Raw genomic sequence first — 15,096 nt, 5'->3', positions numbered from 1 at the left:
AGACGAGTAGCGCGGGCAGAGATATCAGTGTGCCCTCGCCCCCCCCCGACACGCCGGTGGAGCTCAATTCGGCGCAGAAAAACCGATGTGCGGGAAGGGCGGCAGCCAATCTTAGGCAACGTTGCCAATGTAAGTTGAGTGAATTCTGCGGCTTGGCAATCTCCATCATTCCCCGTAAATTTGAATCGTCCTAAACTTTGAAGAGTCGCGCGAACGAAAATCTACCGATGGCGAACGCCTCTGTCAAGATAAATTCGGCATCGTTGCCAAAATAAGCCTTCACCGTTTAGGTTTGTGGGTGTGACCGGGCAATCGACGACTTACCAAGGAGCTTTCATGAAGCAGTGGATCAGGAACACAATGCTTGCCGGCATGTGGCTGTTGCCGGTCGTCACTCATGCCGTTTCATGCGATGCGCAGGCTGTCTCCGGTGCGCTGAAGGCCAGTCCGCGTGAGCCGGCGAACCCTGCTCTTCCCACGATCTTCATCGTGGGCGACTCGACCGCAGACATCAGCAGCGATACTGCGAACCAAGGTACCGCGGGAGTGCAGGGATGGGGCGTCTTTTTCCCGGTCTTCTTCGACCCCTCAAAGGTCAACGTGGTGAACGCGGCGCGTGGCGGCAGGTCCAGCCGGACCTTCATGAGCGAAGGTTTCTGGGACAAGGTGATCTTGCAGATGAAGCCTCACGACGTCGTGCTGATCCAGCTAGGGCAGAACGATGTCTTCCCGGTCAACGACTCCACACGCGCACGCGGAACGCTGCCAGGAACCGGTCCGGAGATCGAGGAGATCGACAACATGGTCACGAAGAAGCACGAGACGGTGCATACCTACGGCTGGTATATCCGCAAATACGTGCAGGACGCACGTGCAAAGGGGGCCACGCCGATCGTCCTGTCGTTGACGACTAGAAATGTCTGGAAGGATGGCCACGTCGAACTGGGCGTGGGCGAGTACCGGCAGTGGGCGCGCACCGTCGCGCAGGAAGAGCACAACACCGACTTCGTCGATGTAAGCGCCATCCTGGGCGCGGAGTATGAGAAGTTCGGCCAGGCAAAGGTAAATGGCCTGTTTCACGATCGCGAGACCGTTCACATGACGACGCCCGGCGCATACCTCGCTGCGCAGTGCATTGCCGCCGGACTCAAAGGGCTACCAGACGCGCCGGTCACGACATACCTGTCCGCCCTGGGCCAGCAGCTTATTCCGGTGAAGTAACGGAGCAGGCAATACCCATTGGCGGTCGAGCCGCATAAAGAGGCTGGTCACCTTGGAAGCGCCAACTCGCCGGTAACCTGGAGATGGACGGCACGCAGGTCGCCGGGGGCCGGTTGCGAGCCTCCGACGGAGATGGTGTACTCTCCCGGGAGTTCGTGCCTGTCGCCGTTGCGGTCGACCTCGCTGAGGGCTCTCGCGTCGAGCGGAAACGTAACGTCCCGGCTCTCACCGGCTGCAAGATGAACTCTCTGAAACCCCTCGAGCGCGAGGCGCGGGGACTCGGGTGTCCGCGGAGGAGTCACATACAACTGCACCACCTCGTCACCGGCCACAGGACTCGTATTTCTCACGTTGACGCTGACCTTCACAACTTCGCCGGCGCGGACCGCAGGTTGCGAAACCGAGGCTTTGCCATATTCGAACGTCGAGTAACTCAGCCCAAAGCCAAACGGGTATAGCACCGGGCCCTGAAAGTAGCGGTACGTTCGATTCGCCATCGCGTAATCCGAAAACTCGGGAAGATCCGTGACGGAACGGTAGAAGGTGACCGGCAGTCGCCCAGCCGGGTTGTTCTTACCTGTCAAGGTCTCCGCGATCGCCGTGCCTCCGCTCTCGCCCGGATACCACGCAGCAAGCACCGCATTGGCATGCTCCTGAGCCCACGGGATCGAGACTTCGCTGCCGGAGGTGAGTACGACCAACAGCGGCTTGCCCAGCTTGCCGAGCTCCTCCAGCAGGTGCTGCTGCACAGCCGGCAGGCCAATCATGGTCCGGTCTCCTCCCGCGAATCCCTCCGTATACACCGGCATCTCTTCGCCTTCAAGATTCGGCGAAAGCCCCACAAACGCGACGACCACATCGGCCTTGCGTGCGGTCGCCAGGGCCTCGTCGAGCATGGGCTGTGCAGGCGGCTGCCATTCGAGATCGACGAAGCGATCCTCGCTCGAATGCATGTATTCCACTCTGATCGCGTGAGGCTTCGTGTCGTTGAAGACCACCTTCAGATCCTGGTAACGCGCATGATCGTCGAGCACCTCTTTGTCGTCCAGGTAGAGACGGTAATGCAAGGGGGAGTGTGCGGTAGCACTCGTCGGGTCGTAGGTGGTCGAGCGCTTGATGCAGCGGAAGCTCAGCATATACTCTCCCGCAATCGGAGGCACAAGCTCGCCGGTCCAGCGCACGGCGAAGTTCCCAGGCGGGACGCCGGATGCTGGCGAGACGCGATTCCAGTCGAAGTTCACCTTCGCGTCGATGCGTGTGGCGAGCGGCTGCCCCGTGAAACCGCCATCGGCAAAGAACTCTGCCTTCAGTCCCGTCCGCATGCTCTTTTCATCCGGACGCAGATACTGGGAAGGTATGGGCGCCGGCAGGCCCGCCGCAAGGATCGAACCTGGCGCATACAGCACTCTGTCGACTCCGAACTCTCTGCGTAGCCCCAGCAGTGGAGTCACGGGCTCCGCCGCCTCTCCGTTGTAGTTCCCTTCAATCGCCTCCAGCAAATCGGCGGTTGGCCCGATCGCGGCAATGGTCGCGTCCTTGTTTTTTATCGGGAGGATCCCATCGTTCTTCAGCAACACCAACGATTCGCGCGCCGCCCGAAGCGCCAGTTCGCGGTTGGCGGGCGTATCGATCGACGACGCCGACAACCGGTCGTAAGGAACGCTTCCCGGCGGATCGAACATACCCAGACGGAACCGTCCTGCAAACAGTCGTTCCACAGCGATGTCGAGCTCCGCCTTCGATACCAACCCGGACTTCACTGCCAGGGCAAGCGCGCGATATGCGCTGCCGCAATCCAGATCGGTCCCTGCTTTCAGGGAGACCGCCGACGCGTGAGCATCGTCGGATGCGAAGTGATGGCCCCGGTAAACATCCGCCACGGAATCGCAGTCCGAAACCACGAATCCGTCGAACTTCCAGGCGTCGCGCAGATGCTTCTGTAAGAGCATGTCGCTCGCGCACGCCGGCTTGCCATCGATAGCGTTGTACGCACACATAATCGAGGCCGCGCGCCCTTCGACGATGGACGCGCGGAAGGCCGGCAGATAGGTATCCTCGAGGTCGTGATCGGAGATCTGCGCATTGAAGTGATGCCTGTCCTGCTCAGGCCCGCTGTGCACCGCGTAGTGTTTCGGGGTGGCGACCAGCAACAGAAATTTCGGATCGTCACCCTGCAGTCCTCGAGTAAACTCCACCCCCATGCGCGCGGTCAGGAAAGGATCTTCGCCGAAGGTCTCCTGCCCGCGTCCCCACCGTGGATCGCGGAAGATGTTGATGTTCGGCGACCAGAACGTAAGACCGGAGAACCGCCGGTGATCGCCAGCGCGTTGTGCCTCGTTGTACTTCGCTCGTCCTTCCGTACCGATCACATCCGCAACCTGTCGCATCAGCCCCGTATCGAAGGTGGCTGCCAGGCCGATCGACTGCGGAAAATTGGTAGCCACGCCGGCGCGCGCCACGCCATGCAGCGCCTCACTCCACCACTCATAGGACGGCACTCCAAGCCGCGGAATCGCGGGCGCTGCGTTCATGGTCTGCGAGACCTCCTCTTGGAGCGTCATCCTGGAGACGAGATCTTTGGCTCGCGCGACAGGCGTCAGTTCGGGGTTCAAATACGCGCAAGTCGCAGGCGTGCAGGCGATCGGCGTCTGGGCAAGCGCCGAACTAAAGCAGGAGATCGTGAAAAGCAGGACGACATAGGAGGTTACGTTCATGTTATTCCCTTATTCCAAATAGAGAGATACCTCAAGGCTTCGGTACGGCCAACGATCGCATCCCATTCGCACAGAAATCTCTTCCGTATTTCGGACTCGCGGGCTGGATCGAATCACTGATCGGATCGATTCAAATGCCCTTGCTTGCTGATTCAAATGCCCTTGCTTGCTGAAGGGAGGAGACGGCGCGTTTTGGGTAACGACGAGCCACGGCGAGTGCAACCCCGGCGAAAGCGAGATCTCGACTATCTCAACTCTGATGGAAACCACACTGTTCGACAAAGAGTTGGCGTCCTTTCGTCTCCACATGCTTACGGAAGGCGTCGCAGTTGCTCCAACTCAGCCTCGGGGTTCCAATGGTCACCTCCGGCAAGGAGCGCCGCCGGCGTGAGCCCCTTCTCTTCCTCCGGCGTCAAGGGAGAGTAGATTACGCTCCGCCGGTCTCCATTGACGCCTGGCCCGTGTGACCTGTACTCCCGATAAGTTGCGGTTTTCAGACGATCGCCCCATTCTCCCCAGCCTGCCGGATCGATCTTCTGCACGATCTCTGTGTCGTAGAAGAGGACCGTGGCGTAATCTCGCCATGGTCTTCCCAGGAAGATCTTTTTCCCCCCATCCTCACCGGTGATGCTGCAATGGAGCATGAAATATCCGGAGTCCAGTTGAAGGGATTGCCGGCTCTGCGCGGTAATCATCACGCCAGACCCCGGGCGCGAATGCAATTCGCAGTGGTTGAAGACCGCTTTAGCATTGCCGAAGATATAGTCCACACTGCCTTCGACGAAGCAGTCGTTGAAGAACTGACGATAGGCTCGGCAAGGTCTGGTCAAGTCGCCATGACACGCATCTCCGTTTGCATACAAGGTGTCCTGCGCACTTACGATTCGCACGCGATCGAGGATGGCCCGGTCAGAGTCCATCTGCAACGCGACAGCCTGTGAACGATCTTCAGGGAGCGGATGCTCGTCCCACCACGTATTGACAATGCTCAGGTTCTCCGCTTCAAACCCATTGGCCGAGACGGTGACGGTGCCCGACGTAAATGTGCTGCCGGTATTCTTCGACGAGTCGCCCCAGGTAATGACCGTATCCGATGGCTTGCTCCCCGAACCTACCAATACAATTCCCGGCTTCTCGATGCTCACCTTCTCGTGATAAACGCCGGGGGCGAGACGGATGATTGCGCCTTTATCCGAAGGCGCCGCGTCGATGGCCGCCTGTACGGTCCGGAACTGTCCGCGACCGCCCGGTCCGACAGTTAATTCTTTCTTTCCGCTCAGTGGGCTGGCCACCGCCGAAGTTGGCAGCAGCACGGCAAGACACGAGATAAGAAGGCGGCGACGGCTCATAGATTCTCCATCTTCTAACGACGTTTATTTCAGACTGCCCCGGACGCCTTCGCCAATCTGGATCGGCGTCGCGGCTCCCGGAACCACGACCTTTAGGTCCTTGGCGACAATCTCGGCAAACGAGATCGTCCCCGGCTTCGCTGCTTGAATATGCACATTCGTCAAGGTGATAGCTTTGATCGGCGATTCGGGCAGACCGACGATCATGAGAGCTTCTTTGGCTCCCGTGGCCACGACGTTCTCAATCGTGATGTCGTGAAAGTGCGGCGTCAGCCGAGTGACCGGGGCACTCACGACATTTGTCGGCATCTTCGGGTAGTAGGCGCTGATGGCGATCGGCGTGCCGACATCCTCCATCACCAGGTCGCGATAAGTGAAGTTTCCAATGTCGTTGCCTCGATCGCGATTGGACTTGATGCGAATTCCCGTCCCGGTTCCCTTGAAATGAACTCGTTCCACGCGGACGTTCTGCACGCCTCCAGCGATCTCACTCCCAATCGACAACCCATGCCCGTGCAAAAACTCACAATCCGTGATCACGATGTCATGGCTCGGCGCATCGGGTCCCGGAGACCCTGGCTGACCGCTTTTTATAGCCACATTGTCGTCCCCGGTATCGATGGTGACGTGATCGATGACGACATGTCCAGACGAAAAAGGATCGATCCCGTCCGTGTTGTGCGACGCACCCTCGGGGGCCAGAACCTTCATGTTGCGAAGGATCACATCGTCGCTGTAGTACGGCACGATCTGCCAGGATGGGGAGTTTTGGACGGTGATATTTTCCATCCGGATGTGCTTGCTGTAGCGAAACACCACCAGCCGCGGCCGCAGATATCCGGGTTCCCTGTGCCCCCACCAGGAATCGCCACGACCGTCGATGACTCCACCACCAGTGATGACGATGTTCTCAGCATGGTCGGCGCTCAGAAGCGGCTCCCGGCCGGGGTCGTGGAACTCCTGGATCGGCTTGAAATCGTCGTGATCCGAGGTTGCAGCCAGAACGGCTCCGGGTTCGATGTCCAGCGTCGTACCGCTCTTGAGCAGCAGCGGGCCACTGATGTAAGTCGCGGCGCCACGGAGCAGCACCACGCCCCCGCTTGATCCGCTACAAGCATCGATGGCTGCCTGGATGGCAGAGGTATCTTTCGTCACGCCATCGCCTTTGGCGCCGAACGTATGTACGTCGCAGCGTTTCTGACCCAAAAGTTCATTCGTCTGGATGAGTCCCAGAAAGGCCGCTCCACAGAGCAACTTCTTTGAAACGTGCATTGCGATCCTCTTCCGTGAAGGCAATACAAAAGCGTGCGCCTTCGGCATCGTTGCCATAATATACGGATTCGATTGCATGGCGGTCAACCGAAGACATCTCTCAACGTCCTCGAAGGCAGAGCGATCTACACGAAATGCTGCATTCTGCTTGGCCTGCTTTACTCCCGTGGCTATATCCGGAAGCAAGGAATATTCTGGCCACGTTGCCAAAATACCCGGCTAGTCGGTCAGTATTCCAACCGCAATTTACCTGGCTGCCGGCTCGTACCTCAGTTCTTGTCCACGGATCGGAAATTCTGCCCGAAGAGCACTCGTCGACCATGCCCGGGCGCCTGCTCGTGGGTTCAGCGAGCCAGTCCATCGCCGTTCTCCCTCGCCTCTTGGTGAGCGGCTGTGCTGGCCGCCGACGATGAGTCAGCAAGCCTGATAAGTCCGAGCTTCTCAAAAGATTCGACCAAATTGGCCTGAAGGCTGGCATTCGCGGGAAACTTTATCCACTCTTCCCAAAGCCGTGTGCAGTGGACGCGTTCGAGAAACCATTCCCGGCTTTTTGGATGCAACGGCTTCGCCATCGGTGTCGCTCCTTCCACCGTCCTGACCCTTCGTAGCCCTGCTACGACCTACAGTTGATGAGAACAAACCAAAATTTTGGCAACGTTGCCAGTATCGACAATTTAGCGAGCGACGATAACCCTTGTCAACTCGGCGCTTGCTCTTTCCAGGTAGCCTGCTTTTGCCCCTCGGCCGCACGTCCAGAAGAGCGGCCTCCGCGAAGAAGGCCCAGATAGATCACCAGGGAAGCCAGCCCCGCGCCGGACATGGCGAGGGTTGCGGCGACCTCGCTATGTTCGGGCTTACGTGCGCAGTAGGCCGCCAATAAGCCGCTCGAACCCGATCCGAAGATCATCAGGATGGAACGGAGAGCGCCCGAACCCGCGCCCGCCAGATTCGGTACCGGTTCCAGCGCCTCCAGCATAACGGACGGGCCGGAAAGGCCCGCGCCGAAGAGGGTGAGAAAGGCTGGCGCCACAATCGCTGCCGGTTGATGGAGTCTCATGCCCTGCAGTGCGGCGGCCGCCAGCGAAGCTAGAAAACTTATCCAGAGCCCGAGCGATATCATCTGGCCGGGTGGCCGTTGGCAGCGGCTGAGAATTCCGCTCGTGAGAGAGCCCAGGATCGTTCCTCCCGCAATCAACGTGAAGAACAAAGAGTAGACAGAACGCTGGACCGCCATTCGCTGCATGAGGATCAGAGGCGATGAGGAGATGAAGGAGAAGATGCATACGAAGTTGAACGCATATATCAGCGAGTAGCCGACAAAGTTGCGGTTTCTCATCAGGAGTCCGTAACTCCGCAGCACCTGCGCCGGATGCAGGCGTTGTCGGCGTGCCGGTGGAAGCGATTCCTGAAAGTCGAGTAGCAGCATGGCGATCATCGCGACGGCAAACGTGGCCTGCATATTGAAGAGAATCCTCCAACTGCCGAGTATCATGATGCCGTTGCCGAAGATCGGCGCCACAATAGGCATCAGACTGTTGCTCGTCGCGATCTCCGATATACGCCGACGCGCCTCGCTGCCCTGCAGCAGGTCGCGGACGATGGCCAACGGCAATGTTGTGGCAACTCCTGATGCGCAACCCTGAGCGAAACGGAAGGCCAGCAGCATCGTGAAGCTGCGCGACGCCGCGCACGCTATCGTGGAAGCGGCGAAAAGCAGCAGCGATGTCAGCAACACGGGTCTTCGTCCGAATCTATCGGCAAGAGGGCCGCCAATCAGCGGTGTCACAGCATAACCGGCGAGGAAGACGCTCATGATGAGTCCGGCACGGCCTGCGGCGATGCCGAGACTATGTTCGATCGCAGGGGCTGCTGGAAGCGTCATATCGATCGACAATGAGGTGAGAGCCGCGATCGACCCAAGCAAAACCGTAAACCGTGCGGATTGGGTTTCCATGAGAGTGCCTTCCCACAGCGCCTGCTGTTCAGCTAACTGAGCGGGCCTTGGCGAAGTATTCCGCATAACAGTCCAGAAGCGCTCGCTTCAGCTACCGATGTTTCCGACTGACGTAAACTGCTATCTGCGATCCTAGAGGATGATCTCCGTATGAAAAAACGCTCTACCGTAATCGATGTGGCTCGAATGGCGAATGTGGGGCCCTCCACGGTATCGCGTTTTCTGCGCGGGGTGAAGGTCAAGCCGGAGATCGCCCGGCGCGTCGCACAGGCTGTCGAAACGCTACGGTATGAACCGGACCAGACTGCGCGAGCCCTGCGAGTGGGACGAAGCCGGACCATTGGCGTCATACTGCCAAAGGTCTCCAATGTCTTCTTCAGCCAGTCGGTGCAGACGATCGAAGAAGAAGCGAGAAAACGAGGATGCGCCGTCATTCTGCTCACTCACCAGGATTCGCTCCACCAGCAAGCGGAACATCTGGCAACATTGCGGCGTTATCGCGTCGATGGTGTACTGATCGCGGCAACGGCCAGAACAACGCGGCAGGATATCGAGTCGGCGATCCATTCCGTTCCCGTCGTGGCCTTCGATAGCTTCTTTTCGGATGAGGTCGACGCCGTCCTTCTGCGCAATCGAGAGGCCGGTCGAGTCGCAACGGAGCACCTGCTGCGGCACGGATATGCCAATGTCACCTGCGTCACAGCGAAACCTGAGATCTACAGCTTCAAGGAACGGATCGCCGGGTACATTGAGGCGCTGGCGGCCCATCAGCTTGCGCCGCAACTGATCACTGCGCCCGACTATGAGCAGCTAAAATTCGTCCTGGCCGCCGCCATTCGAAGCAGGAATCGACCAGCCGCCATTCTTTCGCTTAGCGACTTTGCGACGCTGACCATCTTTACGACCTTCAGCGAACTCGGCATGAAGCCTGCGGATGCTGTACCACTTATCGGCTTTGACGACTTCGGCTTCGCCTCGCTGATCGATCCGCCGCTGACCGTCATCCGCCAGCCGATCGAAAGTATGGTGCGATATGCGATGAGTCTCCTGTTCAGCCGAATCGACGGAGAAATGGATGCGGCGCGACAGACAATTCTCCTTCCCGGAGATCTCATTTGCCGCAAGTCCTGTGGCTGTGTCTGAGGCGACGCTTTCCGTCCACGATATAGCCCAAGCGTCGTTATTCCAGGCGCACCGTCTTCACTGTGGAGCGAGGTCTCCAAACCAGTATGCGGCAGCTACGCCGCCATCCATCAGAAAGTAGCTTCCGGTAATGAACGCGCCATTCGCGGGGCGGATCGTTACATTGTCACGATGTACACCATGTTTGCTTCAGACATCCGGCCTCATGCGCTTCGCACGTCGTCCAGCCCGGCGATCTTCAACGCCGCCGCAGATAGCGGTTTAGAGTACAAAAATCCCTGACCCAGTCGACAGCCGAGGCGTACGAGCCATACGCGCTGGGCTTCATTTTCAATGCCCTCCGCAATCACCGCCAGATTGAGCGACTTGCCCAGTTGCAAGATCGAACGCGCGATAGCCCTGCTTTCGTGGGATTGCTCCAGATGACGCGTAAAGGATCGGTCGATCTTCAGCGCTTGAAACGGTAGACGATGCAGGTAACTCAAAGAAGAATAGCCGGTTCCGAAGTCATCGAGGTCGAGGCTGATGCCGATGGCGCGTAGTCCATCCAGCACATTCTTCGCATGGGCGAGGTCGCCTATCATCGCGCTCTCCGTCACTTCAAGCGTAAGGCACGATGCTGGCGCCTGCTGCAGGCTGAGGGCATTCGCGACCTTGTCGGCGAGAGCGACATCATTGAACTGCCGGGTCGAAAGATTGACCGCAATCGTTACATCCGGCGTTACAAAACCCGAGGTGCGCCACTCCATGAGTTGGCGGAGAGCTTCATGAAGCGTCCACTCGCCGATCGCAATAATGAGCCCACACTCTTCAGCGTAGGGGATAAACTCCATCGGCGGAATCATGCCTCGTACCGGATGCATCCAGCGGACCAGGGCCTCATATCCCATGACCTTTCCTGTATCGAGACAGACCTTTGACTGGTAGTGCAGGACGAGCTGTTGCCGGGCGATCGCATGGCGCAGGTCTGCCTCCAGTTGCACTCGTTTCAACCGTTCCCTGCGCATCTGCGCGCCGAAGACGAGCGTTGCATCCGCCCCCATATTCTTTGCCTGGTGCATGGCAATTCCCGCATTCTCCAGCAATTTTCCCGGATCCTCATGCCCTTCGTCTCCCATGGCGATGCCGATCGAAATCGAAATGGACAACAATTCCTTGTCGCATGGGATCTCGGCCAGCATGGTATGCAGACATTGGGCGTAGGTGATGGCGTCCTCCACCTCCGTGACGCCACCCAGGACCACGGCAAATTCGTCGCCGCTCACACGCGCTACCAGGCTGTGACGAACGTCCTTGACGGTGGATTCCAAGCGGGCCGCAATCTCGATCAGAACCAGGTCTCCATGACCCTCGCCGAAACGATCGTTGACCTGTTGGAAGCCATCGATGTCGAAGAGCAGGAGTGCGAAGGTCTTTCCATCTCCTGCCGTATCCTCAATTCTCCGTTCCAGTTCCTCCAGCAGCGAGCCGCGGTTATGAAGCGACGATAGCGGATCGCGTGAACGTTCGTGAGTGATATCGCGATTCGAGCCGACCGTGCGCAGAGACCGGCCCGAAGGATCGCGAACGACGGTGCCGCGACTCAGGATCCATCGCCAGTCGCCATTCTCATGACGTATGCGGTACTCACGCGTAAATTCGGAGGTGATCTGGGGATTGAGCGCGTTGTAGATGTCGCGCGCACTCAGCAGATCGTTTGGATGCAGGCGGTCTAACCAGTGGGAGATGTCCGCCACAATCTCCACTGGCGGAAGGCCTACGATCTCCTGCCAGCGCGCGGAGAAGTACGTCTGCCCCGTGGCATGATCCCAATCCCAGATGCCATCGACGGCAGCCAGCGTGGCGAGGCGATAGCGGGCTTCGATACGCTGCAACTCCATCCGGATGGCGCGCTGCTCCGTGATGTTGCGAAAGAAGACGGCAAGCCCGTCGCCGCTCGGCTGGATGTTGACCTCGAACAAGGCAGCGGCGCCGGGATAGAACGCTTCGAAGGAGACGGCTACGCTGTCTCGTATGGCGCGGCGGTAGTGCTCCTCCACCTCCGACCCCAGAACGGTGGGAAAAGAGTCCCAGAAGTTCGATCCGATCAGATCGCGACCCTGGGCGATCATCTCGATCGCGCTTTTGTTGATGAAGGTAAACACCCAATCGGCGCCCAGCACGAAGACGCAATCCGTGGTGGCCTCCAGCAGCATCCGAACGCGATTCGCGGTGCGCAGAGCCTCGTCGGCCGCCCGCATTCTTTCGTAAGCGCCAAGCCTTTGCTCAATGATCTGCACGGTCAATCCCGCAAAGTTCCGGAGCGCTTCTTTCTCTCGGCTGGTGAAGTCCTCCTTCGCGGTGTCGTCCGCGATGCAGATGCTTCCCAACCTCGCGCCCGATGCGCCAATGAGAGCGGTGCGGGCGAAAAATTCCGGTCTCGATGACCCAGCTTGCTTGAAAAAGAAAGGCGTAGCGGCATCGGCGCGTGTATCGAGACAGAGCTCTTCTTCGATGCCCTCTTCGTTGGCCCACGCCGGGATCTGGGCCCGACGCCACTGCGATCCCAGCAGGCGTTTCGCGAATTCGCGCGTCAGCGTCAGGAAGCAGCGTTCCGTCCGAAAGAAGGATCGAGCCAGAGACGTAACGGCTTCCAGATCGGCCTGGCTGCCAGGATCGAGGATGGCGTTCGGCGAAACGACAAAGCCAAGGCCTGGAGCGGCGGATAGGGAGCGGGGGACGAGCGATCTGATTTTCTGCATGTGCCTCTCGACGTACGGAACTCGGCATCCGCGAAATGAGCGAAACCAAGAGAAGACTGCGAATCTTCGAGAACAGTACGCGCCCAGGGCGAAGGAAGAGTGTATAGAATTGCACATTTCTTCCGCACTTTAGTTGCATGCACGGAGACGTTGGTGGCAAGTGATAACCCCCTCCCACTAAACCGCTGAAACTCATAAACTTAACCTTGACTTTCGAGGTCGGTTGGAAGATAAACAAACGTCGTACCCATGGCGGAGTAAGCGTTATCTCAGGAAAGTCACGGAGATCCTATGGAGCAAACACAGGTGGGCAGCATCGCGACGACCGACATCGTCGCTGCGTTTGGGCTTCATCGCGCGGTTCAGATCGTTGCGCCCCGGCAACGGATCTACATCCAGGGCGATCCCGCCGACTCCCTCTTCTATCTGGTCAACGGCATGGCGAGACTGGCTGTGACTTCGGTGGACGGCAAGGAGGCCTCAGTGATGAACATCAACACAGGCGAGTTCCTTGGCGAGGATTATCTTCCCGCCTTCCCCGGCGTGCGCGCTGCGAGCGCCATTGCCGTGCTCAGTTGTACAGTACTCCGGATTCAGCGGCTCGATATGCTGCGCGCCATCCGGGAAGAACCGAAGCTCGCCGTCATCTTCATGAACTCCCTGTTGCTGCGCGGGGTGCGTGCACAGGCGGCGGTCGTAGACCAGTTCTTCAACTCCAGTGAAAAGTGGCTGGCGCGGATCCTGCTCATCATGGCGAGGGACGGGTTGCGCCGCAGCGTCAGCACCCTGATCCCAAAGATCACGCAGGAGGCGCTCGCGGAGATGGTCGGCACGACGCGCTCCCGCGTGAGCTTCTTCCTGAACCGGTTTCGCAAGCTGGGCTTCATCACGTACAGCGGTCAGATCCGCGTATTCCATACGCTAAGCGCCGTTCTTCAAAGTAACTAACCTTCTTTCAAGCCTGCGCTTCAACCGGACGCCAGATGCATTCGCTCTCGGCGAACGCCGATTTGTGCAGCGGGGCAACGTTAACTGTTGCCTACAACGAAAGCGGAGATGTGAGCAATACTAGACAATTTGTCCTGCCCTGCTGCTGCTAGGGTCGGTGCAATACACGGAAGCCATCGATCGAGCCCAGAATCTCGCGCCGAGATGGCGATCCGGCACCTAAAGGACAGCAAAATGGGCAAGCACATCAATGGTTTTACCGTCTTCATGGCGCTGCTAATAGCAGGCATACTCGCCGGGTGCGGTGTCGAGACGGCCAATATCGCCGACACGGTTCGGCCTGTTGTCACCTCCACCACACCTGCGCAGGGAGCCACCGGCGTCTCGCTGACACCGCCCATCACGGCTACCTTCAGCAAGCCCATGACTGCGTCCACACTCAACGCAGCCACGTTTCTGCTGTCCGGCCCCGGCGGCGCCTCGATCGCCGGCGTGGTGAGCTACACAGCAGGCAACAACACCGCCACGTTTACTCCGGCAAGCGCGCTTGCGCTCAACACCACGTATCTGGCGACGATCACCACCGGCGCGCAGGACACGGCATCGCCTGCCAACTCTCTGGCTGTGAACTATCTCTGGACCTTCACGACGGCTCCCGCACCGACGCCTCCCACCGTGATCTCGACCGTACCGGTCAACGGAGCGACGAATGTGCCGGTAAGCCAGTTGTTAACCGCGACCTTCAGCACGGCGATGAATGCAGCGACGATCAATACCTCGACCTTCACCGTGACGGCGGCAGGCGTACCGATTGCCGGTGCAGTGACATATTCGGCTACGGGCAATATCGCCACATTCGCGCCTTCGGTTGCTCTGCCTAACTCGACGACTCTTGTGGCAACAATCTCGACCGGTGCGCAAAACACCGCCGGCACATCGCTCGCTGCCACGTACACATGGACCTTCACCACGGTTCCACCGCTGACGCCTCCCACGGTGATCTCGACCGTTCCGGCGAATGGCGCAACCAGTGTCGCGGTAGGACAGGCAGTAAGCGCCACCTTCAGCACGGCGATGAATGCAGCGACGATCAATGGCGCAACGTTTGCTCTGCAGTCTCCTGGCGGAACGGCTGTCGGCGGAACGGTCACCTATGCAGCAGCAACCAACACCGCAACCTTCACTCCAGCCGCGAATCTCGCGTACGGGACAACCTATATCGCGACCATCACGACAGGCGCGCAGAACGTAGCCGGCACGCCGCTGGCAAGCGCCTATTCCTGGAGCTTCACCACTGCGGCCTCACCTGCGCCGCCGACGGTGATCTCGACCGTCCCGGCGAACGGTGCGACTGGAGTGCTGCTCACGCAGGCCATCAGCGCTACGTTCAGCACGACGATGAACGCAGCGACGATCAATGGCGGGACATACGTGCTGAAGTCTCCCGGTGGAACCGCTGTCGGCGGCACGGTCACCTATGTAGCCGCGACCAACACCGCAACCTTTACCCCTACCGCGAATCTCGCGTATGGGACGACCTATATCGCGACCATCACGACAGGAGCGCAGAACGCCGCCGGCACACCGCTGGCAAGCGCCTATACCTGGAGCTTTACCACTGCTGCCTCACCTGCGCCGCCAACGGTGATCTCAACCGTCCCGGCGAACGGTGCGACCGGAGTGCTGCTCACACAGCCCGTCAGCGCCACCTTCAGCACGGCGATGAATGCAAGCACGCTGAATAGCGCGACCTT

At 59.2% G+C, this 15,096-nt stretch carries 10 protein-coding genes; 4 read left to right on the top strand and 6 right to left on the bottom strand.

The features are described 5' to 3' along the window. The first annotated feature begins 336 nt into the window (after positions 1–336). On the top strand, positions 337–1,221 hold the full coding sequence (locus CHB87_RS19295) for a rhamnogalacturonan acetylesterase (protein ID WP_089410093.1): 885 nt from the start codon (positions 337–339) through the stop codon (positions 1,219–1,221). Positions 1,222–1,268: 47 nt separating this feature from the next. Here the strand turns inward: CHB87_RS19295 and CHB87_RS19290 are convergent, their stop codons facing one another. The 5 genes from CHB87_RS19290 to CHB87_RS19270 form a co-directional block, all read right to left on the bottom strand. Further along, the gene (locus CHB87_RS19290; protein ID WP_089410092.1) at positions 1,269–3,935 is read right to left on the bottom strand and encodes a glycoside hydrolase family 3 C-terminal domain-containing protein; all 2,667 of its coding nucleotides are present in this window, start codon (positions 3,933–3,935) and stop codon (positions 1,269–1,271) included. A 311-nt stretch (positions 3,936–4,246) separates the two neighbouring features. Beyond that, entirely contained in the window at positions 4,247–5,284 is a 1,038-nt protein-coding gene (locus tag CHB87_RS19285) for a pectinesterase family protein (protein WP_089410091.1), read from the bottom strand. A 24-nt stretch (positions 5,285–5,308) separates the two neighbouring features. Further along, positions 5,309–6,556 carry a glycoside hydrolase family 28 protein gene (locus CHB87_RS19280; RefSeq protein ID WP_089410090.1) on the bottom strand — a complete coding sequence of 416 codons (1,248 nt, stop codon included), beginning with the start codon at positions 6,554–6,556 and terminating at the stop codon, positions 5,309–5,311. Between the two features lie 344 nt (positions 6,557–6,900). After that, complete coding sequence (locus tag CHB87_RS19275; RefSeq protein WP_089410089.1) at positions 6,901–7,128, bottom strand: hypothetical protein; 228 nt, start codon at positions 7,126–7,128, stop codon at positions 6,901–6,903. Between the two features lie 125 nt (positions 7,129–7,253). After that, positions 7,254–8,510, bottom strand: coding sequence for a multidrug effflux MFS transporter (locus CHB87_RS19270; protein WP_176441870.1), 1,257 nt, complete (start codon positions 8,508–8,510; stop codon positions 7,254–7,256). A 150-nt stretch (positions 8,511–8,660) separates the two neighbouring features. Between CHB87_RS19270 and CHB87_RS19265 the strand changes: the two genes are divergently transcribed. Further along, positions 8,661–9,653: a LacI family DNA-binding transcriptional regulator gene (locus CHB87_RS19265; RefSeq protein ID WP_089410087.1), complete on the top strand. Its 993-nt coding sequence runs from the start codon at positions 8,661–8,663 to the stop codon at positions 9,651–9,653. Positions 9,654–9,856: 203 nt separating this feature from the next. Here CHB87_RS19265 and CHB87_RS19260 read toward each other — a convergent pair whose 3' ends face one another. Further along, positions 9,857–12,394 (bottom strand): putative bifunctional diguanylate cyclase/phosphodiesterase, encoded by a 2,538-nt coding sequence (locus CHB87_RS19260; protein WP_176441869.1) that lies wholly within the window; start codon positions 12,392–12,394, stop codon positions 9,857–9,859. A 291-nt stretch (positions 12,395–12,685) separates the two neighbouring features. Here CHB87_RS19260 and CHB87_RS19255 point away from each other — a divergent pair, with 291 nt between their 5' ends. Both CHB87_RS19255 and CHB87_RS19250 read left to right on the top strand, forming a co-directional pair. Continuing rightward, positions 12,686–13,342, top strand: a complete 657-nt coding sequence (locus CHB87_RS19255; protein WP_089410085.1) for a Crp/Fnr family transcriptional regulator — start codon at positions 12,686–12,688, stop codon at positions 13,340–13,342. A gap of 234 nt (positions 13,343–13,576) precedes the next feature. After that, positions 13,577–15,096, top strand: a 1,520-nt coding sequence (locus CHB87_RS19250) for an Ig-like domain-containing domain (RefSeq protein ID WP_245818105.1), incomplete at its 3' end; no start/stop codon positions are given.

This window comes from Granulicella rosea, assembly GCF_900188085.1.
Taxonomy (GTDB): domain Bacteria; phylum Acidobacteriota; class Terriglobia; order Terriglobales; family Acidobacteriaceae; genus Edaphobacter; species Edaphobacter rosea.
Note: the sequence above shows the minus strand (reverse complement) of the source record. Positions and strands in the feature narration are given on the sequence as shown.

What these genes read in the sequence shown, in the direction of transcription:
- CHB87_RS19295 (WP_089410093.1), top strand. Translation starts at nt 337, where the DNA reads ATGAAGCAGTGGATCAGGAACACAATGCTTGCCGGCATGTGGCTGTTG.
- CHB87_RS19290 (WP_089410092.1), bottom strand. Translation starts at nt 3,935, where the DNA reads ATGAACGTAACCTCCTATGTCGTCCTGCTTTTCACGATCTCCTGCTTT.
- CHB87_RS19285 (WP_089410091.1), bottom strand. Translation starts at nt 5,284, where the DNA reads ATGAGCCGTCGCCGCCTTCTTATCTCGTGTCTTGCCGTGCTGCTGCCA.
- CHB87_RS19280 (WP_089410090.1), bottom strand. Translation starts at nt 6,556, where the DNA reads ATGCACGTTTCAAAGAAGTTGCTCTGTGGAGCGGCCTTTCTGGGACTC.
- CHB87_RS19275 (WP_089410089.1), bottom strand. Translation starts at nt 7,128, where the DNA reads ATGGCGAAGCCGTTGCATCCAAAAAGCCGGGAATGGTTTCTCGAACGC.
- CHB87_RS19270 (WP_176441870.1), bottom strand. Translation starts at nt 8,510, where the DNA reads ATGGAAACCCAATCCGCACGGTTTACGGTTTTGCTTGGGTCGATCGCG.
- CHB87_RS19265 (WP_089410087.1), top strand. Translation starts at nt 8,661, where the DNA reads ATGAAAAAACGCTCTACCGTAATCGATGTGGCTCGAATGGCGAATGTG.
- CHB87_RS19260 (WP_176441869.1), bottom strand. Translation starts at nt 12,394, where the DNA reads ATGCAGAAAATCAGATCGCTCGTCCCCCGCTCCCTATCCGCCGCTCCA.
- CHB87_RS19255 (WP_089410085.1), top strand. Translation starts at nt 12,686, where the DNA reads ATGGAGCAAACACAGGTGGGCAGCATCGCGACGACCGACATCGTCGCT.